A 24,166-nucleotide genomic window follows, 5' to 3' on the forward strand; every position below is an offset into this window, starting at 1 on the left:
CATCCAGTACTAAGACCTAATGGTCTTAAGTTGCCAATTCCATTTAGCCCAATTTCCAGCGATCATTCCCGCAAATTGACTAATTTGAGGTAAACCAGAAGTGACAAGCATACAGGGCTCGACCTGCTCCGATCCTGCCGTCCACCAAAGACAGTATCGTCCAAACTGCTGTACATAACTCTGGTGCAATAGTTCTAAAAATGATATGTCCTTATTTGACTCTATTACCCATGGTTGTTTTATATGTGTCTCAGTATTACCTGACGTACTTATTTTATTCACTGGCGTCCATGGGATCTCATTTTCCTGTAATTCTTTAAACCATGCAGTTAAATTAAAATCATCGTCTAAGCTTTGCAAAATTCTATTTTCTAATTCAAAAAACCAACTCTTTTGCTCCCATGCTTGAGCTGGCGAGATATCAATAGCTGCCGCTAATGTAAATGGAAAGTTTCGCCCAACTGCATCAACACTCGGAATAACAGTACCTATAATTGGAGACTCACCACAAACATTTGCAGAAAGAGCAAAGTGCCAAATTGGGCTTGTAAGGTACATAGGCAGCCAGGACTCCCCAAGTTGCTCACGGCTTACCGCCATTACAGCTTGTAACCACTCATTCCATCCATTAATAAAATCTGTAGGTAAATTTTGAGTAATAAAATCACCATGACTCGGAATTTTCCCATATATGCCTAATTGCGGTGTCAAAGGTTGTTCGGACATTTAAATGCCTCCAATGCACCACTTAAAAATGGATTGTCGACACTATCTGGCACAAGTTCGACTCTAGCCTTGTTTCCTTGGACAGATAAGTAAAGAATCCCATCGTCTTTCGTTTCAGGACGCTCCTTCACCAGTTCATCCAATAATCGGAACCATGACCACTCACCTTTAAAGGTATTACTTGAAAGTAAACCTGAGTTTGCCGGAGTAAAAACGAGTCTAGTCTGTAATCGACTTCTATCGCCGGGCCAAAAAAACTGCGTCATACGCGTTGGTCCATGCCTGTAAGATAACTCTTGCCCATCAAGTTCAACGAGTAAGTGGGTAATATGTTTATCTAAGTAAATTGGCTTTAATCTAAAACCAATTTTTAACTTTTGAGAACCAGGCTCGAAATACATTGTTCGAATATTTTGTGCCGTTTGAAACGTTTTTAACACTCTATCACTCACACCAATATTCTGCTTAAAGCGCCATTGTTCGAGGTTTGTATTAACAAATGGGCTCAAATAATCAATGAAAAATTGCTCTAATACGCCTCCATATCCGAAGAAACGTTCGAAATCCCGGATCTTAATATCAACTGAACTATTCCTATCAAGAGGATAACGTCCATGAATCGCTTTTTGATATTCAGAAACAACATTACTTTTCCAAGCATCGTTGATGTGTTGTCGACTACCTTTAGCAAATAGTTTTGATGTGTCTGTAGAGATATTACCAAGCCAATCAGAAAAAGGAGATGGCACATCACTACGCAATCGACGTAGCATAACGCTTAGTTCGCCCGCATTATTTTCTCTTTGATTTGCAAATGCCTGCATTGCCATACCACCGCTAGGTGCATATAACCGCTCTAAGTACGCATAATATTGCTGACTCGTTTGTGCAATTTGTTCCATTTGCGCGCTATTAATCGCCAGAAGAGGTGCAAATGCTAACTCAACTTCATGTCCTGGTAGCTGTTTACCAAAATCAGGAAGTTCGTCAGGAAGCAAACGTCCAATCCTTGATTTTTGTGAAGAAAACTTTGTATCAGCTACCTTTCCTGCAACATCAAGCGTCATATCGACGTTTGCAGACTCGGGCAACGACGATAATTTTGTGTTTTGTTGGAAAGCCTTAATCAAACTTTGGATAGGCTGCTCAGGTCCGGCGAGGACTTTAGTCACATAAAGACCTTGTTCTAAATCGTCAATTTTCTGTATATCTAAATCTGCAAGTAACTCTTTCCAGTAGTTAGTATAATCACGCAAATACTTTTCCGTAACTTGCGCTGACAATACTTTCTCTACTTCGTCATCTTCTTCAGCTTTAATGTCACCATATATCCAGTTATCTGCTAATAAGGCTTTTATTATCCTTCGCTTCTCAATGTTGAATACCCCATGAAAACCTTGATATGTATAAAGCCCAGGGATCCCTTGTTTTAATGATGCGCCACTTTTTCGAACAATAACATTTGCGCTTTCCATCCCCAACACATCTGATAATTTGAAGTCCGGAATGTTATTTTTAATTAACTCATTCTTAACTTTTTGATATGCCAGATCTGATAAAGGCATAGTCAGCAATATATCTCGAGTTTCAGTGACTATTTTATCATTATAATTCTGGAGCTGTACTCCATTAACAATTAATGCATTTAAATGAGATAGCAATGAACTTCTTGTATCTGAGCTAACCTCACCAGGCAAATATCTCTGTAAATATGCATCATACCATGCAGTAATTTGTTCACTCTTAAACTTTTCAGGGTGATAAAGCATTAAATATGTTTTTAATGTCTCATACAAATAATCTCGATGAGTGCTATTCGTTCTCATTTCACTGGTCAAGCCATTAACGAGATCAGGTAGTAAGCTTGAATATAAAGCTTTACTATAAATAATCTTCGCTGACTGCCCTAATTTATCGCCTTGATATAAGCCAATACTTTTCAGCTCTCCATCAGGTAAAACGCCAGCATATCCTGCAGGTATATCACGTAGAATACTTAATTGATTATTTAATGCTAATAGATCAGTGTTTGATTTAGAGGCAGCTTTGTAATGTTCAATTGATTGGGCAGTATTTTCAATCAATTGCTGATTCCAGCGATAGCTGTCGTACCAAGCATATAAAATCCATGTCGTGGCGATCAGGGTTAGCGCCGTAACACCGTGACGTAGCCATGTATTCTTAGTTTTGTGGCGAAGATTTACAGTCGCAAGATCACGCTCAGGGATAAGAATATTTTCAAAGAAACGGTGGATAAAATATCCTTTACCTTCACCTTTTTGCTGCCTTAATGGCGGTTCAGCTAAACCACTGCTTCCTCCAACTTGCTGCATTATCCTATCGATAGGAATACCTTGTTGCGTTGCACTTGTAATATATACCCCGCGTAACATTGTTGATTTTTCAAAAGGGTTTTGTGAAAAAATTTCTTTGAGAAAATCATCCGCGGCACTCTGCAACAAACGAAGCTGGCGAGGAAATTCATATATAGCACTTCGACTTTCAAGATCTCTTTCATGCTGTAAACAAGTAAACAATCGTTGATATAAACGATTAATCAGCGCGTGGAACTCTTTGTTAAACTGAGATACGGCACCCGTTTCATCCCATGTTTGGTCTGCAGTGAATGTCACGCCCCAAACTTGCTCTCTTTCTTCCGCACTTAAATCTGCAAAAAACTCTGTAAAACCCGCGACTAAATCGGCTTTTGTAAAAATAACGTACACAGGAAAGCTCATGCCTAGTTGGCTTTGAAGCTCCTGTACTCGCTGCTTAATCGCTCTAGCATGAATATTACGCTCGGTTTTAGTCTGATTAATCAGATCTGACAAACTAACAAATACGAGCACACCATTGATTGGTCTACGAGGTCGATATTTACGCAATAAACCTAAAAATCCTTGCCATGCAGCTGAGTCCTGTGACGCATGACTATCTTGCGTTGTATATCGACCCGCTGTGTCGATTAAGACGGCTTCATTTGTGAACCACCAGTCACATTGACGTGTACCACCTACCCCACTGATAGGATCAATGCCTAACTGCTCCATCAGCGGAAACTCTAGACCTGAATTTTGTAATGTAGTCGTTTTACCTGAACCTGGGGCGCCAATGAGCATATACCAAGGTAATTGGTATATGTCCCTTGCACGGCTAAAGCGTGCATTCTTCAATATATCAATAGCTTTTTGCATCCGCGAAGTGAGTATTTCGATATCGCGTTTTGCTAATTCGTCATGTTGCTGTTCATCACTACTTAATAGAGATTCTACAGCTTGATTATGGTTTTTTAACTCACGACTGCGTTTGATGAATTGAGAGATCATCCAAATCAGAGCGATTGATAATAATGTGATCAGTCGTGCACTCGTCGTTGCAAGGGGTTCTACACCTGCAATCGCAACGAGTGGTCCACCAAACCAAATCAGTAATGCTAAAGCGAGTAAACCGAGTACTGTAATAAATAATGACGACTTTATTACTCTCAGTAACATGCTAAGTATTGCTTTGAAGTTCATTAAGCTATCCCTTGCTAATACATCTTATTTCAATAAGTCTATTTCGACACGACGATTTAAAGCCCGATTTTCAGGGGTATCATTGGGTGCAACAGGCTCTGCCTCACCTCGTCCCTCTGGCTGTAAACGTCCATGTAAATCTGCTCCAGCAGCTAAACTGTCTGCCATCGCATTTGCTCTTGCTAATGAAAGGTGCCAATTTGATGGATATCTGCTTGTAAATATGGGTTGATCATCTGTATAACCATTCACTAAAATACGGCCTTTGGTCCCTTCTAGAGCTCTCGCTATTTTCACAATAACAGGCTGAAATCCTTCATTAATATCTGTCCCGCCCGTTGTAAAAAGATGATGAAGTCCCACCCGAATTCTCACGCGATCCGGTAACTCAATAACCTCGAGTAATTGCATGCCAATTTCTGTTTCCAGTAACTGTTGCAAACGTGCACCTTCATGCACAGTTGACGCTGAAACCTGAAGCGCTTGTGGCGTATTATCTACAATTAAAGAATTCATCTGCCGATTGACTGCATCAGACTGTGAATTCAGTTTGTAACTTAAATACATATATACACTGAGTAATAAAACACCGACAAAAGAGCACATTACCCACAGTGGTACACGATTTTCTAGATGATTAACATTCTTTGCATCGGAATGCCAATGTGGTGATAAATCTCTCGGAGGTTCACCTTTTTGACTACGTATAGCCTTATAAGCGCGGTCTTTTATAAGTTCTAGTTTTTCATAGCCATTTGTTTCAACCCTCATTTTCCCAATAAAGCCAAGAGATAAACAAAGATATTGCAACTCTAACTGCATTAAATTTTCTTTTGGGGAAGCGATAGCACTTTCTAAAAGAGTAAAAAAATACTCTCCACCAAATGTTTCGTTATGAAAGGTAGAAAGCAGACTCTCGGTCCCCCAATCACTGTTCTCACCCCAGGCGGTGTTGAGCACGAGTTCATCCAGAAAACTGCATACACAGTAACGAGCTCGCTCTATTACTTCAGAGGATATTTGCTTAGCTCTCAATTGCAATTCGTACTGCTGAATTAAATAAATACAGTGTTTCTTAAGTCCTAATACATCTTGATGTTGTCGCGTACTTCGGATTGGCGCGACTAAAGAAAAAAGAAGGCCAGCCTCGTCTATTAGCACATTATCACTCACAGACAAGTACAATTGAGCACTTTGAAATGATGTTGGTGCCTTTGGTATTGCCATCTGGGTTTTGTCGCTCTGATGACTAACGTCATCACGACTTGCATTTGTGCCAACAGGATCAGCCTTTCTTGCTCCCGGTCGAGGCTTCATTATTGTCTTATCTGACATGACATACATCCCTGTAAATAGTCTCGAAATACAAAATCATCAAGATTTAATTGCCCACAATTCCAGCTTTAATCCCGGATAATTACCAGATAAATGCAAAGCAAGACCACCACTATTACTGAGTTTTTCCCAATATATTCCGCTCTTATCTAACTGAAAATAATGGAAACCTGCATGATAAGGTACTTGTCTTGGCGCCACCGGTAATCCTGTCACAGCAATGCCTGGTAATTGGTTATTGACCAGCTCTCTAATATGTTCAACGGGTCCAATTTTTAATCTCGCCGGCAAGTGTTTACGCACATCATCAGCGGGTAAATCTGCACTAACAGCCAATACAAACTGCGCATACTCCAACAGAGTTTTATCCGTCAATGGAGATACCATAATGCCAAACTTAGCTTGTTCAATCGGTAACGCAATGGCTGTTTGTTCTAATACAACACTTAACGTTTGGTTTAATATCACTGATAAGTTGCCAAATACTGTGGCCAAATCAGTATGGTTATACTGCGGGAATTCAGGTGCTCGCTTATCTCGGCTAGTAAAAGTCGCCAATTCTCCAAGCATGGTTATAGCATGTTGATAAAGATATTCTGGATGCTGTCCATCACTTTGCTTAATATGCTGAAAAATAGGCTCATATCGATTAAGCACCTGCAGCATTAAGAAATCGGCTATCGAGTTGGCGTTTCCTTGCCCCCTTGAAATACGAGCGGCCAACGCTTCAGCACGTTGTCTCAACATGCCTAACGTCTCCTGAATAAATCCTTTTAATTCACCGTTGCGCTGAATGTTAATCGTTGGTGGAATAAATTTCTTATCCAATTTAATTTCACCGTGCTCGCTAACCTCTTTTATTTTTGCAATTGGCATTGCAATATAACCGCCGCGGTCTTCACTCTCGAGCTTCAGCAATAAACGCAACTGTGCAACCTGTAGTAGCTCTGCACTTTCTTCTGATAATGTGTTATCCGAAACCAATTGGTCTGAAAATTGATAGCGAGTTATTGTTGTACTATCGGCGGTTGCAATATCAACGCTATTCACCTTCTCGAAGGCAAGACACAGAAATACCTGTTGCTCACGGCACGATTTAGGTATCTCAATAACAGATGGTATTAAGTCATTCATTGGCAACTCAAGCAATGTCCCATCCGGTAAAATCCCCTGTAATGAAGTAATACCAAACTGAGAAAATTTTGTTGCTTTGTCATCAATTTCTAAATCTGAGACTCCCCAAGGGAAAAGTGACAACATCGCATTGCACTTTTGCTGCATATTAGAAAAGTAACGTTCTTGCTGCTGAAAGTGTTGTGGACGTAGAAACGTTCCTTCAGTCCAAGCTATCTTGCTAAAATGACTCATTTAAACAACTCCATTATGAGATATTAGCGCTTCGTTGCCGCTTCGGTGTCTCGGTCTCTGATATAGACCGCTAGTTTATCGATATAAACATACGCATCATCATATCCAGTAGGATCCGCATCAATTACAGCATGCCAACGTGCGCCCTCTACATCCCTGTAGGCGACTAAAATCGCAACAGCTTTCGTTGTTGGTTGTAAAAACATTTCATACTCTAAACGAGCACCGGGCTCAAAAACTAATTCATCTTTTTTGATTAAGTCCGTTCTTAATGTTTCGCTCGCATTATCATATAGTGCAAAAAAGTCCTGATTCTCAAAGACCGTTTTTGATGCTAACTCATACACATTTACAATAACCGGCGAAGCTCGACCATCACTATCAGGATTAATATCGTTAGCAATACGAAAGTTCATCGTTGTTGAAGGCGGAAAAGCCGAATAAAAAGTTTGACATCCGATTAAGCCCATAGACATCACTACGCCTAGTAATGCTTTATAATTAAACATTAATTACAACTCCTTTGTTATTAATAACACTGCACTATTCATCTATTATTCATAAAAGCATCATATGCATTTACAAACTCATCACTTATGTTACTATTCTCTATATTGACTTCATCAACTAATCCATTATGTTTAAGTTGATAAATATTCCAAAATCTCGCTTTCCTCTGTGCAGGGTTTAACTTATCGAGCAATGATTCGCTATAATCTTGTTTTGCAATTTCTGTGGGTGACAATTGAATTAAAATACCATTCACAGCCCCTTTTGCGCCTGCAATAATGGCAGATTCGTGACGATTAATATCGTTAAACGCCTCTTGTATCGCTTGCTTTGCAGGCATGAAACTTAACGTAGACCGATTAAACAAATTATGAAATGCATCATCAATTGAGGCAGAAAATTTCAGTGGATTATTTTCTTTCTGCTGAAACGTGGTTTGATTCACTCTAAAGTTACTCTTAACTTCAGATCTTGTTCGCATAATCTGGACTAAACCTGATAATGATTCTTGCAATGCAACACCTAGCTGTTCCCACCACTCATCAGAATTCTCAAGATACTGTTCATAATTATCGATTCCTAACCCTCTTAAAAATGCGACACTGGCATTACGTCCATCTTGTTGAGATAAGAATGGGATAGCTATTTTCTGCCCTACTTTAATTTCTTCATGTTTCTCATCAAATGCTTTACTGCTCAAACTTTCAGGAATAGTGTCGAACTGCTCCTCATTACTGGTCCATTGCTGCTCCCACTCATCAGGGATCAAGGTACTAGGTGCCATAAAATGTTGTGCAAGAGGATCATTATCACTACGTTCAATAATTGACGATATAGCAATACCGTCAGGAAAACTCTTTATGGGGGCCTGAATACTATTAATTGCAACTCTATCTCCAGAATCTAATAATGACAGATTCTGCAATGTATTCTTTTGATTATGAATGGGTTTATTAACCTGAGGCATATCTGAATGGCTTTTTGTGTTTAGCTCACAAATAGAAACCTTAACTTCATAATCCCCGAGACAAAAGACATCTCCTTCTGCTAATGGAGTTTGATTTTCTTGCCCTATTGGCTCAACTGAACGATTGAGAAACAGTCCATTTGTAGACTGATCTTTAATAAAAAAGCGCTCATTTTCAAAAATGATTAAAGCATGAATACCAGAAACAACGCGCTCGGGATCAGGTAAGCACCAATCAGCCTTTTCAGAACGACCAAGACTGCCACCGCTCGTGCCAAATCGCTTAACTGATATTTGGCGTGGTGAAAGTCGATGATAACTTACGACTGATAATTCGATGAATGTATCATTTTGATGCACTTAATACTCCTGTATTACAACTCCATCCCATGGGCTCAGCACAATAAGTATTAGTTATTGTGTGATGGCAGAGACTAATTTTAAAAAAAGTTCATGTCAACAAAACTAGAGCACATAGGAAAATATTAGAAAGAGCATTGGCGACAATATGACTAAAATCATAAGTTAAATTATATGGTTACAAAATAAAATATATAAATACCACAATGTCATTCTTTAGTGTTAAATTTAAATACCAACTTTAACCCAAAAGTACCAATATTGATTAAAGTACTAGATGGCTAAATGCTATTACTTTTGTTAAAAATTATAATTTCAAGAATACGGTATAACTGTGGTGGGTAATTAATTTAGGCGGAAATTTAACAAGTGCTATTTGACTGCAAACAAAGCGAACTGTAATATGTTTCACTTTATTAAAAGTGATAAATCTATTCACCCTTAATTCTATGGACTATATGGGATAATAGTTCTTTCTAAATCCATAACAGGAGTGTGGCATGCTTGATTCTGGGAGAGTGAGACTGGCTGATGAGACTGACGAGTCATCAGAGACTTCTACTCAAATAAATACTCACATTAACAACTCTTCAGAAGAATTAGACACATCTGATAAAACACTCTTTATTAAATCCCCTACCAATATTCCTATCGTAGACACCCCCTCTGCTTCCCTAGAAGGTTCCACACTAAAAAATCGTTATTACTTAGAAAGTAAGATTGGTTCTGGTGGTATGAGTGATGTTTACAGAGCGAAAGATATTTTCCTTGAAAATACTGGGATAAAAGATAATCACGTTGTGATTAAAGTACTGCAATCACAATTTGTAAATCAGCCAGAAGCATTACAACTCCTATTAGAAGAAGCGCATAAAACACAGCTGCTGTCGCACCCTAATATAGTGAGTGTGTTTGATGTTGATTCAGATCAAGACAGATACTTTATCGTTATGGAGTATCTTGATGGCGAAAGCTTAGACCAGATAATAAAACGTTATAAACCTAAGGGTTTAAGTCTTACGGCTGCGATGAAGTTGCTAGAGCAAATCGCAGACGCATTAAATTATGCACATAAAAGAGGCATAGTTCATGCTGATCTAAAACCTGCAAATATTATGGTTGATCGACATGGGCATATTAAAATACTCGATTTTGGCGTTGCACACCGCATGCAACTGAATTATGACGCGTATGCCGCAGCCCCTTTATCACAGAATTCGCCAATTAATGGCTTTACACCTGCCTATGCAAGTACAGATTTGCTTGCAGAAAAGACACCAGCTGTCTCTGATGATGTTTTCTCGTTTGCCTGTGTAACCTATGAGCTTCTTACTAGCAAACATCCTTTTGATCGTATGCCTGCCGATAAGGCACAAGCGCAACATAAAATCGCATCAAAGCCATCCCACCTAAATGTATTACAGTGGTTAGCGCTAAAAAAAGCACTTAACTTTAATACTGCTGATAGAAATATCTCCATATCAAGTTTAATGACACATCTCAAGCGCGAACTCTGGAAACCTGCGCTGGCAACAATAGCGGTACTAGCAGTTTTAGGTGGCGTGAGTTATCAACTTTATGCACAGGAAAACAAGGTTGCACAAGTACAAGCAAAACAAACACAATTTGAACTAGATAGTCGTCAGCTGTTAGCACTTGCTGATCTCGACGCCAAACAGTTTCTTGCAACCTTACCAAGCCTTGAGATGCAAGACCCAATCATCCGTGCTGGACTACTTAGACAGCAAAGAGAGAACATTTTTAGCTATGTTGAGCAGCAAGTGGATCTCATATTCACTGACAAACAACATGATTATCCAGATTACCCTAAGATGCAAAGCTTGCTCAGTGAAGCAAGAGCCCTCTATCCCGACTCCTATTTCTTACTCACGTTGAATAATAATATGGTTCGTGGGAAACAAACTGCGATTGATGTCTTACGTGAACAATTAGCGAGTTTCTTATTACAACAGAATTACTCACACCAAACGAATGGCAATGATATCTATAAAATTGCAGCTAATTTTGAACATATAGATCCACAATATAGCATTCAGCTACAAGACAACGAAATACAGGCTTTTATCCAAGCATTTGATCAAGCTAAGCAAGCGTTAGATCCCATTGTACTAGAACAACTTATTAATGCTGGGAACCTGCTTTTTTCAAGTACAGAACAAACTAAAGCATTAATATCTCAAGGTAATCAGATTAAAACCGCTGTAAAAGCAATGTCTATTTACCATCAAGCCATTGCGAAAGGTCAACAAGCCGCATTTCCCTATTCAGATGCCACTGTTTTCTATCAAAATGCCTTTACTACTCTGGAAAACTTGTTAGTCACCAGTAAAAATAGTGCTGACGTGGATGAGGTTTATCAGCGCTTTGAAGCTTATACACCCATAGTTCCATCTGACTTTTCTCCCTACAATGAACTACGTAAGCAACTGGCAGATAAATATCTCAATTTGGGTAGCCAATTACTTGAAGCTCGGAAAGTAAAAGATGCTGAACGCCAAATACGCAGAGCCAATGAGCTGATGAATAACAAATAGTCACTTTTAAACGCGTTCAACAGTTTTAACATGGAGCAGTGAAACGGATGTCTTATGCAAATTACGACGGCGTAATGGTTGAGGATATATGGGGGAAAACGTACCTCATCAGCAATTGCCCCTTTGCCAGAATGGATTTGGGAGAGGATCACCTCTCCTCAGTTCAGGATGTTATTTTTGGTCGCCAATTTTTATATAAACTGCAACCTGAGTGGCAGCAGGATGCCGTGTTTCGAAAACTCTACTTGCAGGCAATGCCTTGGTGCCAGAAGCTTTCGAGCTTAAACACCCTGCAAGTGGTACAGGCCGTTATCGACTTTTTTATCTCTGGTAAGTTATTAGTCTGGCAATTAACCGACGGCTGGGCAAAACCACCTGCTGGCTCTCCCGGCATCGGCGGCCTAGCGCCGCTGGCGGGCAGTGGTACGGCCAAAGCAGCAGTGACGAAAGCACCAAGCAAAACCGCCAATAAGAAGGCCGGTACGGCGAATACTGACTCGACGAGCACTAAGGCACAAACTGCAAATCACGAGTCCCCCGCACAACCAGCGGTCAAACATAATGTCACAGCCGATGCGGATGTCGACCCTTTATTAGCGCAACATGTCAAAGCGGTGGAAGATTATGCTGCGCACTATCAACAAAAACTCGACGCTGCAATTAAAAACGGCGACAGTGCTCGCAGTATCGGGGCGTTTAAAGCCAAAATAACCGAAGCCAAAGGTGAATTAGCGGCGGCGCAATACATGCAAGAAACCTTTAGTCAACCGCCACCGCCGGCCAAAATGGCAATGGGCTTTGGCCCTGGCCCTGGGTTAGACCAAGTCTGGACCAAGTGTGCCCCAGATGGTACCGTGCTGGAATATTTTGTGGTCGAAGCCAAGGGACCTGGGGCTAAGTTGTCAACAGGCGCCTCAAAAGGCGACCAAATGACTGATAGATGGGTGGAAAACAACCTGCAGGCGATGACGAAATCGAAGAAACATAAATATAAGAATAAGTTAGGCCAGGATTTACTGGATGCAATTGAAGATGGCGAACCTCCGACAACAAAACTCGTTATTGAAGCCGAAGTGGGTAATAACGGCGTCATTGTAGGTAAATCTAAGCCTCTACCTAAAGAGAGAAAGTAAAATGTCAAAATTAGATGGTATTAATGAATCTGATTTCAACAGATTATTCGAACGAGCGCCGAGTGTTCTCGCAAAACGTACACCACAGATAACAGATATAACGTTAGACATCGAAAAAAGGGAGCAGGCCTTATTTGTCGTCACGGGAAAATATATTGAACTAGCGCAAGCAAGTTATGCCCTCGGCCGATTATCGGAAGTTAAGCCCTACTTCGAGCAAGCGGCACCCTATGCCTTTTTACGAGGCTTCGACCCTGAATTAAGGACTCATAACAATGAGTGGACCATTCAAGAGGAACTGAACATTTGCCTTCTGTTCGCAAATGAAGAAACAACAACCAAGCTTAAACAACTTGCATTGCCTTTTAAAATTGGCAGCATCACTCAGCGCTCGATTGATTGTTATAACCAACTGCTGATTAAAGCAGGCACAGGGCAAGCACTGCAGATTGATGAGCTGGAGCTGGCAATTGCAGAAGCCAAGGCAGCTAAAGACAAGGACGTGCAACAATATATCGTCTCACTGCTCGAGGCCCTGCTTGCCATCGAAACCGCCAATCAAGACATGTGGCAGTCGAGCATAGCGAAGGCCGTCAAATGGCATGCCGACGAATGCCAGTTTGGGGAGCTAAAGGATATGGACGCGTTTATCTGCTTCAATGCCCTGACGCTGGCCAAGTTAGGCAAAGACCGTCATCACTGGCAATGCCAAACCGATTCAGTCTATTTACCGCTATTCCTGATTGATTAATCCATTTTTCAAGAGACACTATGATGAGCAGCCTTATTCACCTCTATTTGGTCGATGAAGATATCTACCCAAACACCTTAACGGGTGACGATGAAGCCAAATACCAAGCCTTATTACGCATCACCGAAGACGAAGCGATTCGTTGGCAGAGTCTGGAGCTCAATATGCGCGGTTTTATACCGGCTTTAGCGACTTGGGATAAGATTGCGGGCAACAGTAAGTTGTTGTCGGTTTGCAGTTTTAATTATTACCCCCATCAATTGATAGATCCTGCGGCAGACCTCAGTGGCAGCTTCGGCTTTTTCCCTGCCAAGATGGTGCAAGATTTATTCAGCGTCATGCAAAATCACTACGATTTTGACCTTGATTCGCCCAAAGGACATAACATCATTGAAGCCATAGAAGCTGAGATGGGGGAAGTCGACTTCCAAGCCTATGAAATGGTCAGAGACCGTTACTTCGTGAGCTTTCGCGATGCCGCTGAGCAAGGTAAAGCCATCGTTGTGCTGATTGAAGATTAATACTGAGCACTAAGTTGAGCATTGAGGGCGAAATTGTGCCCTCTATCTCCTTTTCAACATTGATGCCCAGCCATTAACCGACGGCTGGTCAAAACCGCCGGCAGGTTCCCCTGGTATAGGTGGCCTAGCGCCGCTAGCGGGCAGTGTACTATCTGCCACAGTTAGCAGTAACACCACCAGTACCAATAAGAGCCGCTCAGCGTCACCGCTCGTTGCCGCCCCTATCGCACAAACTCAATCCCATGAATCGTCTATTGATACCATCGTGGGTGGCGCCAAACAAGTCGCTAATGATGTCATCGCGGGTCAACGCGCTGCGGAGGCTGAATGGTTAGCAGAACAAGGTATTATCAAGGTAACGGATACTCAGACTAATCAACTATTAACACCAGAGGAAGTCCGCGAACGTTATGCTGGCATAGTCACCTTCGATATCGATACCGCCGAGCAAGCGGGGGCCGATACGATTCAGGAGGTGCCGGGCTACAGCGCCGCGCTACTTGCTGTCGAATTGGCGAGTTCAAAGTTCAAGAAACTGCTCACCGACCCCAAAGGCCTATACAAAGAATTGACTAAAGTGGTCGAAGATGCAGTGAAAGATGCCCGAAGCCCCGCTGAAGCCTTGGGGCACCTTGGTGGCAACCATGCCGTAGATCGTTTGGGTCTTAAGCCCGATGATCGCTTCGTTAACCGTTACCATGGCCCTGATGGTATGTATTATGATGCTAATGGTAAAAGGGTCGAAGCCGAGTTTAAAGGCTATAGCAAAGACAGTACCGTGCTGAGCAGTAACACCAACCGGCACAGACAGGGTTCCGAAGCGAAAAATCTTACCCGCGCAAAACAGATGGACACGAAAAAAAGCAAAGTCAACCAGCCATCGAATCGCCAAAGTGCGGAATATACCGACGGTGAGCAAGCACTTTGGGGGGAGATTTTGGATGCTAGAGGTCGCAAAAATCATCTGGCGGTATTTACCAATACTGAAACCGGTCAGGTGCGCGCTTTTAGTCAAGATAAAGACGGTAACCTTGTCGACAAGGTGCTGGATGAACCCATTCCTCATTTTAATGACGCGAAAGATATTATTAATAACGCCTTTTCAGGGAAAAAATAACCATGGCAGAAAAGAAAATCCCCCAAATGACATTGGCTGAAATAGAACAGGATATTAAATCTAATCAAGAGTTTATTGAGCGAGCAAAAAGTCTTAAAGAAGCAGGCTTTTACGAGCAGAATGAGATTGAAGCAGAAACAGTCTATTGCGGTAATGCAATGGAGTACGCCGGCCTCGGCATGGCCTATGCGTTGCATGGCGATTGGGACTTAGCTAAGGAAGCTTTTCAAACCGCCGCAGAATATAAAATTAAACCACTGTTAATGGCCTATGACCCTGACTACCCTGACTTTCTCGGTGATGCCTGCACTAGGGGCGCGCAAACGATTGATGTCGTTGATTGTTTCAACTATGGCATGGCCGCAGGGGATTTAGCCATAGCGAAGCAAGCTTGTGCGTTATTTCCTGCGGAGTGGCGCCCTCGCAATAGTAAACCAGATACGACTGATGACTTTGTGCATGCGTTACATGCGTGGTTTAGCGGCGATAAGCTTCGAGCTGCTGGCTTTTGTCAAAAAAGCATGGAAGCCTATATCGCCAAACCCAGTAAAAAAGTCACCTATCGCAGTAATTACTACACCCTACATTTGGCCTTATGGGGCATTATTATTAACGACCAAAGTGTGTTCGATACAGGCATTCAAAAGCAGTTGGAGATTTGTCACCATGAAGCCCGTTATGGTGAATGGAAGGGCATGGTTGAAGGTCATTTCGCAGAATATGCTTTGGCTCTTACCAACTTAGCGATTCAGGCGGGGATGAAACACCAGGTTATTGACCCTTTCATTCCAGAAGGGCTTGTCTGGCAGCAACCGCTTTAAGCCATGCTACGGTTCACCACGATTAAGATGTTGGCTTCACTGATATTGAATACATGAAGCCTTAACATTGCTCGTTGACAAACTAAGCACGCATAAGCCCTACTTAGCAAAGATTATGCGTGCTCATCTCATCAACTGCATCGATAAATACTAACCTCAAGCAATATGGCTAAATTTAGGTTTAACCGCGTTGGGCAAATTTAGCCCTTAAGATTAATTTCGTGGGGATGGGCGCAAACCCCCACCTACGCAGAAAAAATGAAAAAGAAGCAAGGTAAAGTCAACCAGCCATCCAATCGTCAAGGTGGAGAATATACCGAAGATGAGCAAGCACTTTGGAATGATATTAGATTAGCTACCGGTAAGAAAAATCATCTGGCGGTATTTACCAACACCAAAACCGGTCAGGTTCGCGCCTTTAGTCAAGATAAAGACGGTAACCTTATAGACAAAGTGTTGGATGAGCCTATTCCCCATTTTAATGATGCAAAAGATATTATTAATAACGCCTTTTCAGGGAAAAAATAACCATGGCAGAAAAGAAAATCCCCCAAATGACACTGGCTGAAATAGAACAGGATATTATATTTTTTCAAGAGCTTATTGAGCGTGCTAAAGGTCTTAATGAAGCTGGTTTTTACGAAAAAAACGAGATAGAAGCTGAAACTGTCTATTGCGGTAATGCGATGGAGTATGCCGGCCTCGGCATGGCCTATGCTTTACATACCAATTGGGACTTAGCCAAAGAAGCCTTTCAGACCGCAGCAGAATATCAGCTAAAGCCGCTACAAATGGCCTATGACCCTGACTACCCAGATTTTCTCGGTGATGCTATTGCTGAAGGAGGGCAAGCGATTAGTGTTGTTGATTGTTTCAACTATGCCATGGCCGCAGGAGATTTAGCCATAGCGAAGCAAGCTTGTGCGTTATTTCCCGCCCAATGGCGCCCCCGCAATAGTAAACCTGGCACTGCCGATGACTTTGTGCATGCATTACATGCGTGGTTTAGCGGCGATAAGCTTAGAGCTGCTGGTTTTTGTCAAAAAAGCATGGAAGCCTATATTGCTAAACCCAGTAAAAAAGTCACCGGTCGCAGTAATTACTACACCCTACATTTGGCTTTATGGGGCATTATTATCAACGACCAAAGCGTGTTCGATACTGGCATTCAAAAACAGTTGGAGATTTGTCACCATGAAGCCCGTTATGGGGAGTGGAAAGGTTCAGTTCGTGGCCATTTTGCCGAATATGCCCTCGCGCTCACCAACTTAGCGATTCAGGCGGGGATGAAACACCAGGTTGCTGACCCTTTCATTCCACAAGGGCTTGTCTGGCAGCAACCGCTTTAAGCCATGCTACGTGCCACTAATGGCACCGTGTTGGAATATCTAGTGGTCGAAGCCAAGGGGCCTGAGGTAAGTTACAGCCAACTAGTCTAGAAGAAGCCGCCAGCATCCTGGCGGCGATCCTGACCCCAGACTTTTCCGAGGATTATGCCGGTTTCATGGCCAGTTATGCAGGTACCGGGAAAGATTTTCACAACAGAGATGCGGTAGGCCAATATGCCAGCAAGACCATCCAGGATCACGAGCTGCGAACATTGAGCCCTGCCAGGCACGTGATGTAGGAAGAATTCGGTGCCAATCCCCTGTTCGCGGGCAACGGCTTGACTAAGGTCGATAAGAACAACCGCTATGCCAAGGACATAGGCCAAAACTCCGGCGTAGTGGAGACCTTCACCTTCGAGCGCGATCCGCTCACCATAGACGAACTGCAGACTCTCGGCGCCGTAACCCTTATCCCGACCATTCCATTAAGGTGCTGATTAATAAAAGAATAAAGAAATCCCCATGCAGTTATTACACACAGACAACTTACCCGCAGGCCATAAGCTCATCGCCAAGCTCGACTATCTGTTATTCAAGGATGAAATTTTATACATAGTGGCCTCCGCCAACAACTTTTACTTCATTAAAAAAAGCCCAGCAATGTTTCCGGAAGATGCCGACGAACCCGGCTTCGATGTGTTTCAAACAGGCTTCCCACGGGCGGCTTGGATGGTCGACAATATCGAGAATAAATTGTGGAAATCTGCCGCCGAAGGCGGTTTACCCTCGGGCACTTATTTCATCGACGAAGACGTCGACGGTGAAAACCTCAAGATCCGCCGCACTATGCATGTGGGCGCAGATCAAGATAAGGGCTTTGTGTTGATCAACTTCAGCCGGCCTCACCTCAAATTTACCGAAAAGAACTTCTAGGAGATAGACATCTCAGACCGCTTGTTGCTCGAAGGTGGTCTTCTTGATGTGCTGAAGCAACTTTAGCCATACACTCATTCCACTGGCAATTTAGCGATTTAGGCGGGGAATGAAACACTAGGTTGTTGGCCCTTTTATTCCACAAGGTTTTGTCTGGCAGACAACGCTTTTAGACTTATTCTGCTCAACTTTATAGATATAAAAAATGTTAAACTTTCGCCTATCGTCAAGCATCATACCTCCCATTAAGTACCATCATTCTTCTTCCTCGAAACCTAAAAAAGTCGAACATCAATACCATAGATGATCTCTTTAAAACCAAGCTTCAAGCATATTATCGAGAGTTTCACGCCCAATTTACAGCGAAACCGAAGTTAATCTAGCGTTACTCAAAGGATGCCACATCGTGATGAATACGTATGTAAGCAGTTGTGCAAAAATCTACGCCGAGGCTACTATAAATCCGCTCGTTTCACCCTCTGCTTGTGGGGTTTGAAATCTGTGAGGTCGTTTCTGATAGGGTTACATACAAGGATTGCTATCAGGCTTAAGTTCTTTCTGCTGACTGGCTTTAGGCCACTCACTTGGGCTAATCCCTTTGAATTAAGGTGTTAGCCCAAATTTGAAATGAATTTATCGGCGAATATACTTCTGAGGGAGGAGTATATTCGCTATTTTTTCACAGAGTACACTCATTCATGGCATGCGCGAAACTACCATGAATAAGCCATGAATCTGACTCTTAGCTTTTATTGTATGCTCTTGGCTGTGATGAAATAGCTCACCACATAAAAGCAAAGTACAGTGCCAATCCATTGCTAGGCAAAACAATTAAAACAATAAGCACTCAAGGCAGAACGACTGCCAGCAACAGAAAGGAAGTTCAATGTCTTCGAATTACCAGCAAGATCCCCATCAAGCCGCAGCGCCTCAGTTGCCGCATGCATTCAAGCAACAACCTGAGTTGAGTTTCTGGCAAATTTTTAATATGTGTTTCGGTTTTTTAGGCATTCAATTTGGGTTTGCCCTGCAAAATGCCAACGTCAGCCGCATTTTTCAAACCTTGGGGGCTTCTATCGATGAAATCCCCATACTGTGGATTGCCGCGCCGCTAACGGGTTTATTGGTTCAACCTATTATTGGTTATTTGAGTGATAACACCTGGGGTCGCCTTGGCCGTCGTCGCCCCTATTTTTTGATTGGCGCGATTTTTACTACCCTTGCCATTTTTATCATGCCGCACTCGCCTACCCTGTGGATTGCCGCAGGCATGTTATGGATCATGGATGCCTCGATCAACATCGCCATGGAGCCGTTTCGCGCCTTCGTCGGTGACAATTTACCGAAAAGCCAACGTACTCAAGGCTATGCCATGCAAAGCTTTTTCATCGGTATTGGCGCTGTGGTGGCTTCGGCCTTACCCTATATTTTGACTCACTTTTTTGATGTTGCGAATACTGCACCAGCAGGTGAAATTGCCGATTCAGTACGTTATGCCTTCTATTTTGGCGGCACAGTATTATTGCTCGCCGTCAGTTGGACTGTCGTATCGTCAAGAGAATATTCCCCTGAAGAATTAGCCGCCTTTAACGCAAAACAAGTCGATGCTGAAGATGAAACTTTAGCCCGCACTCGTACCCGCAAGGACTATCAATTTGCCTCCATCGTGTGGATGGGTCTCGGCGCCCTGCTCACCTTCGCTATTTGGGCGCAGGATTTAGATAAACAACTGTATATCTTAAGCTTAGGGATTTTCGCCTTTGGCCCATTACAACTATATTGCGCGCTGCGTTTGGGCAATTCACAACCCGCTGAACGCAATAAGCTCGGCATGGTATTTAGCGTGGTCGATGACTTGTTCCATATGCCCAAAGCCATGCATCAACTGGCGATCGTGCAGTTTTTCTCTTGGTTCGCACTGTTTGCCATGTGGATTTACACCACAGCCGCCGTGACGTCTTACCATTTTGGCAGCAGCGATGTATTGTCCCAAGCTTATAACGACGGCGCAGATTGGGTCGGCGTACTGTTCGCCTCCTACAATGGTTTTGCCGCCATTGCCGCGATTTTTATTCCTATGCTGGCTAAGCGTATTGGCATCAAGCTGACCCACACAGTCAATATGTTCTGTGGTGGTATAGGTTTGATTAGTTTCTTTTTTATTACAGACCCAAGCCTGTTATGGCTGCCTATGATAGGTGTCGGTATCGCGTGGGCGTCAATTTTATCTGTGCCCTACGCCATGTTGTCGAGCATGTTACCCCCGCAAAAAATGGGCGTTTACATGGGGATTTTTAACTTCTTCATCGTCATCCCGCAGCTTCTTGCCGCCAGTGTGCTGGGTTTAGTGCTCAATGGTCTGTTCGATGGTCAACCTATTTATGCACTGATCACAGGTGGCGTCTTGATGATGTGCGCAGGTATTGCCGTATTATTTGTCGACCAAGACGTTGTCGAACAAAATAACCCAAATAATCAAAGTACAGCGATGAACCGCAAGACTCACTTAATCACGAAAGCCACAGACAAATTAACAAATAAAAGTTAACTCTTTATAGCAACGATACACATTAGGCGACATGCAGAAATGCATGTTAAGCGCGGTGAATTCGGTCACTCGGCTAATCACAGCAGCATAAAATATCTTTATCAATTCAATCACTATAAAAATAAAACCATTATTTGGGGAGAACGAGATGGAATCGAGTCCTACGCCGCAGCAGGATCTGCACACCAGCCAAAACCGTCACACACAAGCGTTAACAAGACACAGCCGCCTAGCGCTTGCCGTCGCCGCAAGCCTATTAGGGATAATAGGGTTAGCGGCCTGTTCACCCACATCGAATTCAGCAACAACTGCCACAAGTGTGAATGCCGCGCCAAATGTGCAGCGGGTTGCGCCCGGCGCACCGGGTAAAGCGCCGACTTGGGCATTTTCGGGTAAAACTGGTATTGGGACGTCTTACGAGCCTTATACCCAAGGTCAATATCAAGATGCTAAGCAAAATCCCATTAGCCGCGTTTGGTTCTCCCTCGCCCAAGGTATTTTAACCGAAACCATGTATGGTCTTATCCATAATGCGCAGCTCAAAGAACTGCAATTTGTGGTCACAGGTAATGGCTTTGTCGATACCGAAAAAGAGAACACCATCAGCAGCATAGAATATTTAGATACAGATGCTAACGGTCGCCCACAATCCCTTGCCTATAAAATTATCAATAAAGATGTTGAAGGTAAGTATCAGATTGAAAAGCATATCTTTACCGATCCAGACCGCGACACTTTGATGATGCGTGTCACCTTTACTGCCTTTGAAGACGGCATTACACCGCATTTGTATGTCAATCCGCATATCGATAACGCGGGCGCCAATGATATCGGCCGCATCGACACTCATACAAAGAATCAGTCGCTGGTGGCCTATACCGCCGCCAAAGACAGTAGCGTAATGACGGTAAAATCCGATCTGAATTTTGTGCAGGCTACGACTGGCTTTGTCGGCGTCTCCGATGGCCTAGCCGATTTGGCCGATAACGGCAAACTCGATACGCCCTATCAAACGACCAGTGCGCAAGATAAATCGACCGTTGGCAATATCGCCTTTACCGCGAGTTACCCTACGCTCATCAAAGCCAAACCCGTCACCTTTAATCTCGCCATCGGTTTTGGTAAAGATGAAGCACAGAGTTTAGCCAATGCCGATGCCAGCTTGGCCGCAGGTTATGATGCTGTGCTCAGCCATTACAATGCAGGCTGGCAGGGTTACCTAAGCTCACTGCCCGCCATCGCTAACATGGCTAACAACACCACAGATAACGGCAAGCTGCTGTATACCAGCGCTATGGTCTTGAAAGCGCAGGAAGATAAAACCTATGCGGGCGCACTGATCGCTTCGCTTTCAAACCCTTGGGGCGATACGGTTTCGGCAGCCGTGCCGAGCACTGGCTATAAAGCAGTATGGCCGCGCGACTTTTACCAATGCGCCATGGCATTCCTCGCCATGGGTGACACGCAAACGCCCAAAGTGGCCTTCGAATACCTGAAAAAAGTGCAAGTGACCGAAAAGACGCCCGGCTATACAGGTACGCCAGGTTGGTTCCTGCAAAAGACCCATGTGGATGGCCAAATTGAATGGGTCGGTGTACAGCTCGATCAAACCGCCATGCCTATCATGCTCGGCTGGAAACTCTGGCAAGCGGGCGTACTCACCCCTGATGAGATCAGTCACTGGTATCAAGAGATGCTCAAAGGTGCAGCGGACTTTTTGATCAGCGGCGGTGACGTCAATCTGGATTGGAATCACACTCAAATCACCCCACCCAAAACTCAGCAAGAGCGTTGGGAAGAACAAGCGGGTTACTCCCCCTCGACAACGGCCGCAGTGATTGCCGGTCTTGTTGCCGCGAGTGACATCGCCAAAGAAGCCAAGGATATCGACTCCAGCAGCCGTTATCTTACCGCCGCCAAAGACTTAAGTAATAGTTTAGAAAAACACTTAGTCACCACCCAAGGGCTATTGAAAAACAGCGCAGATGTCAGCGCGCCTTACTATTTACGTTTAAGCCCGAATGGCGAGCCAAACACTAGCGATACACTGGCGGCAAATAACGGTAAGCAAGGTTTAGATCAACGTCAGATCCTAGATGGCGGATTTTTAGAACTAGTGCGTTATGGCGTGCGCGGTGCAACCGACAAGCTCATCAATCAAAGCCTTCAACTGATTGATAATACAGAGCTTGAGCACAACCTACGCATAAAATACGAGTTTACCGCCAAAGATGGCAGCACTATCCCAGGCTTTAGACGTTATGGCAACGACGGCTACGGTGAGGATACGGTTTCTGGCAAGAACTATGCGGAATCGGGCAGCAACAGCGCCGATCAACGCGGCCGAATCTGGCCCTTCTTCACCGGCGAGCGCGGTCATTTTGAATTAGCACTCGCCCAAGCAAAAGGCGAGCTAACTGGCAATAATGCCAAGCAAACCAAGCAGCTGTTGATCAACACCTATGTGCAAGGCATGGAAACCTTTGCGAATGCGGGCATGATGTTACCCGAGCAAGCGTGGGACGGTGTCGGCGACACCACCCGTTATCATTACCAACTCGGACAAGGCACCAACTCTGCCACACCGCTTGCCTGGACCCATGCCGAATACATCAAACTGGTGCGCTCAATGACCGATGGCCAAGTCTGGGATTATTACCCTATCGTCCCAGCGGCATTGAAATGACAAGTTGAAATAGCCGATTAAAATAGCGCATTAGCTTAACGATACTTTGATAAATTGCAGGCTAGAACAGCATCCTAGATATTGTTCTAGCTTTTTTATAGACGGTTTTATCATGCCTGATTTAGCTCGCGCTTTTCATAGGCTTATGCTGCGGGTAATCTTGCGGCGTGCAACCAAATTGCATTTTAAAGGCGGCACTGAAACTGCTGACACTCAAATAACCTAAACTATGGGCCACCATAGTCGTGCTCTCCCCTTGGTTTAAGCTCTCAAGCGAATTTAACAAACGAAATCTTTGTCGCCATTGTCGATAAGTAAGCCCAGTTTCAGCTTTGAATAGTCGCTCAATCGTTCTCACACTCGCGCCGCCCATTTCGGCTAACTCGGTCAGTGAGTAACTCACTTTTGGACGTCGGATCAGCGTTTGGATCAAGCGGCTGAGTCTTGGATCTGAGCCTGCGGGTAAATGGGCATCCAGACTGTCCAGAGTTTGGAGCTCATCGATGGCAACCAAACCCAGCCGATGCAGTTGTCCACTGTCCATAAGATGTGAACTTTCACAAAGTTTAAGCACTAATTCGCGCATCAGCGCTGTCATAGTCACCATCACCACTTGCGTATCCTGTGGCCTAACGCCATAGCTAGGGTCAATATAAATATTGCGAGTATGTGCGTGGGTTTCACTGTTCACTTGATGGGGCAAATTGCAAGGGATCCAAACGGCATGGGTTGAGGGTACCACCCAGACGGCATTTTCACTGCGAACACGTAACAAACCTTTGGCGGCCCAAAGTAGCTGACCCCGCGGGTGCGAGTGAGGCTCGATACCCGCTTCCGCCGCCATATTGCGAGTATGGGTCAGTACGGGCCGATTGGCATCTATGATAAACGCCGCATCACTGGGTGTTAACAATGTCGCTTTAAGAACATATTTTGACATATTACCCTCTTAAAACGTCAAACTAAGTCAGCTATCTTAGTAGGCATCT

General features: G+C 43.6%; 18 protein-coding genes. 11 read left to right on the top strand and 7 right to left on the bottom strand.

Annotated features, from left to right (window positions below):
- Positions 1-9: 9 nt before the first annotated feature.
- Genes tagF through tagH form a run of 6 tightly spaced genes read right to left on the bottom strand, consistent with a single transcriptional unit; the run spans position 10 to position 8,784 of the window.
- Positions 10-726 (bottom strand): type VI secretion system-associated protein TagF, encoded by a 717-nt coding sequence (gene tagF, locus L5L94_RS19880; RefSeq protein ID WP_113940342.1) that lies wholly within the window; start codon positions 724-726, stop codon positions 10-12.
- Positions 708-4,244 carry a type VI secretion system membrane subunit TssM gene (gene tssM / locus L5L94_RS19885; RefSeq protein ID WP_263164744.1) on the bottom strand — a complete coding sequence of 1,179 codons (3,537 nt, stop codon included), beginning with the start codon at positions 4,242-4,244 and terminating at the stop codon, positions 708-710. The genes tagF and tssM overlap by 19 nt, the downstream gene beginning before the upstream one ends.
- A 24-nt stretch (positions 4,245-4,268) precedes the next feature.
- Positions 4,269-5,579, bottom strand: coding sequence for a type VI secretion system protein TssL, long form (gene tssL, locus L5L94_RS19890; RefSeq protein WP_263164746.1), 1,311 nt, complete (start codon positions 5,577-5,579; stop codon positions 4,269-4,271).
- A 39-nt stretch (positions 5,580-5,618) separates the two neighbouring features.
- On the bottom strand, positions 5,619-6,947 hold the full coding sequence (gene tssK, locus L5L94_RS19895) for a type VI secretion system baseplate subunit TssK (RefSeq protein ID WP_006081800.1): 1,329 nt from the start codon (positions 6,945-6,947) through the stop codon (positions 5,619-5,621).
- Positions 6,948-6,970: 23 nt separating this feature from the next.
- Complete coding sequence (tssJ, locus tag L5L94_RS19900; RefSeq protein ID WP_113940338.1) at positions 6,971-7,456, bottom strand: type VI secretion system lipoprotein TssJ; 486 nt, start codon at positions 7,454-7,456, stop codon at positions 6,971-6,973.
- 38 nt (positions 7,457-7,494) lie between these two features.
- Positions 7,495-8,784, bottom strand: a complete 1,290-nt coding sequence (gene tagH / locus L5L94_RS19905; RefSeq protein WP_263164750.1) for a type VI secretion system-associated FHA domain protein TagH — start codon at positions 8,782-8,784, stop codon at positions 7,495-7,497.
- 500 nt (positions 8,785-9,284) lie between these two features.
- On the opposite strand from tagH, the gene L5L94_RS19910 reads away from it, so the two are divergent.
- The 11 genes from L5L94_RS19910 to L5L94_RS19960 all read left to right on the top strand — a co-directional run bounded on the left by L5L94_RS19910 (position 9,285) and on the right by L5L94_RS19960 (position 23,177).
- Positions 9,285-11,339 carry a serine/threonine-protein kinase gene (locus tag L5L94_RS19910; protein ID WP_263164753.1) on the top strand — a complete coding sequence of 685 codons (2,055 nt, stop codon included), beginning with the start codon at positions 9,285-9,287 and terminating at the stop codon, positions 11,337-11,339.
- Positions 11,340-11,386: 47 nt separating this feature from the next.
- Positions 11,387-12,472, top strand: a complete 1,086-nt coding sequence (locus L5L94_RS19915) for a hypothetical protein (protein ID WP_263164755.1) — start codon at positions 11,387-11,389, stop codon at positions 12,470-12,472.
- A gap of 1 nt (position 12,473) precedes the next feature.
- Positions 12,474-13,223 (top strand): Imm49 family immunity protein, encoded by a 750-nt coding sequence (locus L5L94_RS19920; RefSeq protein ID WP_263164757.1) that lies wholly within the window; start codon positions 12,474-12,476, stop codon positions 13,221-13,223.
- A 20-nt stretch (positions 13,224-13,243) separates the two neighbouring features.
- Complete coding sequence (locus tag L5L94_RS19925; RefSeq protein WP_263164758.1) at positions 13,244-13,744, top strand: hypothetical protein; 501 nt, start codon at positions 13,244-13,246, stop codon at positions 13,742-13,744.
- 265 nt (positions 13,745-14,009) lie between these two features.
- Complete coding sequence (locus tag L5L94_RS19930) at positions 14,010-14,861, top strand: hypothetical protein (RefSeq protein WP_263164759.1); 852 nt, start codon at positions 14,010-14,012, stop codon at positions 14,859-14,861.
- 2 nt (positions 14,862-14,863) lie between these two features.
- Complete coding sequence (locus L5L94_RS19935) at positions 14,864-15,682, top strand: Imm49 family immunity protein (protein WP_263164760.1); 819 nt, start codon at positions 14,864-14,866, stop codon at positions 15,680-15,682.
- Positions 15,683-15,940: 258 nt separating this feature from the next.
- Complete coding sequence (locus L5L94_RS19940; protein ID WP_263164762.1) at positions 15,941-16,210, top strand: hypothetical protein; 270 nt, start codon at positions 15,941-15,943, stop codon at positions 16,208-16,210.
- Positions 16,211-16,212: 2 nt separating this feature from the next.
- Positions 16,213-17,031, top strand: a complete 819-nt coding sequence (locus tag L5L94_RS19945; protein ID WP_263164764.1) for an immunity 49 family protein — start codon at positions 16,213-16,215, stop codon at positions 17,029-17,031.
- A 501-nt stretch (positions 17,032-17,532) separates the two neighbouring features.
- A complete protein-coding gene (locus tag L5L94_RS19950) occupies positions 17,533-17,943 on the top strand; it encodes a hypothetical protein (RefSeq protein WP_263164766.1) in 411 nt (136 codons plus the stop codon).
- 886 nt (positions 17,944-18,829) lie between these two features.
- Positions 18,830-20,491: an MFS transporter gene (locus tag L5L94_RS19955; RefSeq protein WP_263148120.1), complete on the top strand. Its 1,662-nt coding sequence runs from the start codon at positions 18,830-18,832 to the stop codon at positions 20,489-20,491.
- A 148-nt stretch (positions 20,492-20,639) separates the two neighbouring features.
- Complete coding sequence (locus L5L94_RS19960) at positions 20,640-23,177, top strand: glycoside hydrolase family 15 protein (protein WP_263164768.1); 2,538 nt, start codon at positions 20,640-20,642, stop codon at positions 23,175-23,177.
- Between the two features lie 121 nt (positions 23,178-23,298).
- On the opposite strand, the gene L5L94_RS19965 is transcribed toward L5L94_RS19960, so the two are convergent.
- On the bottom strand, positions 23,299-24,117 hold the full coding sequence (locus L5L94_RS19965) for an AraC family transcriptional regulator (protein ID WP_263164769.1): 819 nt from the start codon (positions 24,115-24,117) through the stop codon (positions 23,299-23,301).
- Positions 24,118-24,166: the final 49 nt, after the last annotated feature.

The organism is Shewanella sp. SM21, assembly GCF_025654335.1.
Classification (GTDB): Bacteria; Pseudomonadota; Gammaproteobacteria; order Enterobacterales; family Shewanellaceae; genus Shewanella; species Shewanella oncorhynchi.

What these genes read in the sequence shown, in the direction of transcription:
- tagF (WP_113940342.1), bottom strand. Translation starts at nt 726, where the DNA reads ATGTCCGAACAACCTTTGACACCGCAATTAGGCATATATGGGAAAATT.
- tssM (WP_263164744.1), bottom strand. Translation starts at nt 4,244, where the DNA reads ATGAACTTCAAAGCAATACTTAGCATGTTACTGAGAGTAATAAAGTCG.
- tssL (WP_263164746.1), bottom strand. Translation starts at nt 5,579, where the DNA reads ATGTCAGATAAGACAATAATGAAGCCTCGACCGGGAGCAAGAAAGGCT.
- tssK (WP_006081800.1), bottom strand. Translation starts at nt 6,947, where the DNA reads ATGAGTCATTTTAGCAAGATAGCTTGGACTGAAGGAACGTTTCTACGT.
- tssJ (WP_113940338.1), bottom strand. Translation starts at nt 7,456, where the DNA reads ATGTTTAATTATAAAGCATTACTAGGCGTAGTGATGTCTATGGGCTTA.
- L5L94_RS19910 (WP_263164753.1), top strand. Translation starts at nt 9,285, where the DNA reads ATGCTTGATTCTGGGAGAGTGAGACTGGCTGATGAGACTGACGAGTCA.
- L5L94_RS19915 (WP_263164755.1), top strand. Translation starts at nt 11,387, where the DNA reads ATGTCTTATGCAAATTACGACGGCGTAATGGTTGAGGATATATGGGGG.
- L5L94_RS19920 (WP_263164757.1), top strand. Translation starts at nt 12,474, where the DNA reads ATGTCAAAATTAGATGGTATTAATGAATCTGATTTCAACAGATTATTC.
- L5L94_RS19925 (WP_263164758.1), top strand. Translation starts at nt 13,244, where the DNA reads ATGATGAGCAGCCTTATTCACCTCTATTTGGTCGATGAAGATATCTAC.
- L5L94_RS19935 (WP_263164760.1), top strand. Translation starts at nt 14,864, where the DNA reads ATGGCAGAAAAGAAAATCCCCCAAATGACATTGGCTGAAATAGAACAG.
- L5L94_RS19940 (WP_263164762.1), top strand. Translation starts at nt 15,941, where the DNA reads ATGAAAAAGAAGCAAGGTAAAGTCAACCAGCCATCCAATCGTCAAGGT.
- L5L94_RS19945 (WP_263164764.1), top strand. Translation starts at nt 16,213, where the DNA reads ATGGCAGAAAAGAAAATCCCCCAAATGACACTGGCTGAAATAGAACAG.
- L5L94_RS19950 (WP_263164766.1), top strand. Translation starts at nt 17,533, where the DNA reads ATGCAGTTATTACACACAGACAACTTACCCGCAGGCCATAAGCTCATC.
- L5L94_RS19955 (WP_263148120.1), top strand. Translation starts at nt 18,830, where the DNA reads ATGTCTTCGAATTACCAGCAAGATCCCCATCAAGCCGCAGCGCCTCAG.
- L5L94_RS19960 (WP_263164768.1), top strand. Translation starts at nt 20,640, where the DNA reads ATGGAATCGAGTCCTACGCCGCAGCAGGATCTGCACACCAGCCAAAAC.
- L5L94_RS19965 (WP_263164769.1), bottom strand. Translation starts at nt 24,117, where the DNA reads ATGTCAAAATATGTTCTTAAAGCGACATTGTTAACACCCAGTGATGCG.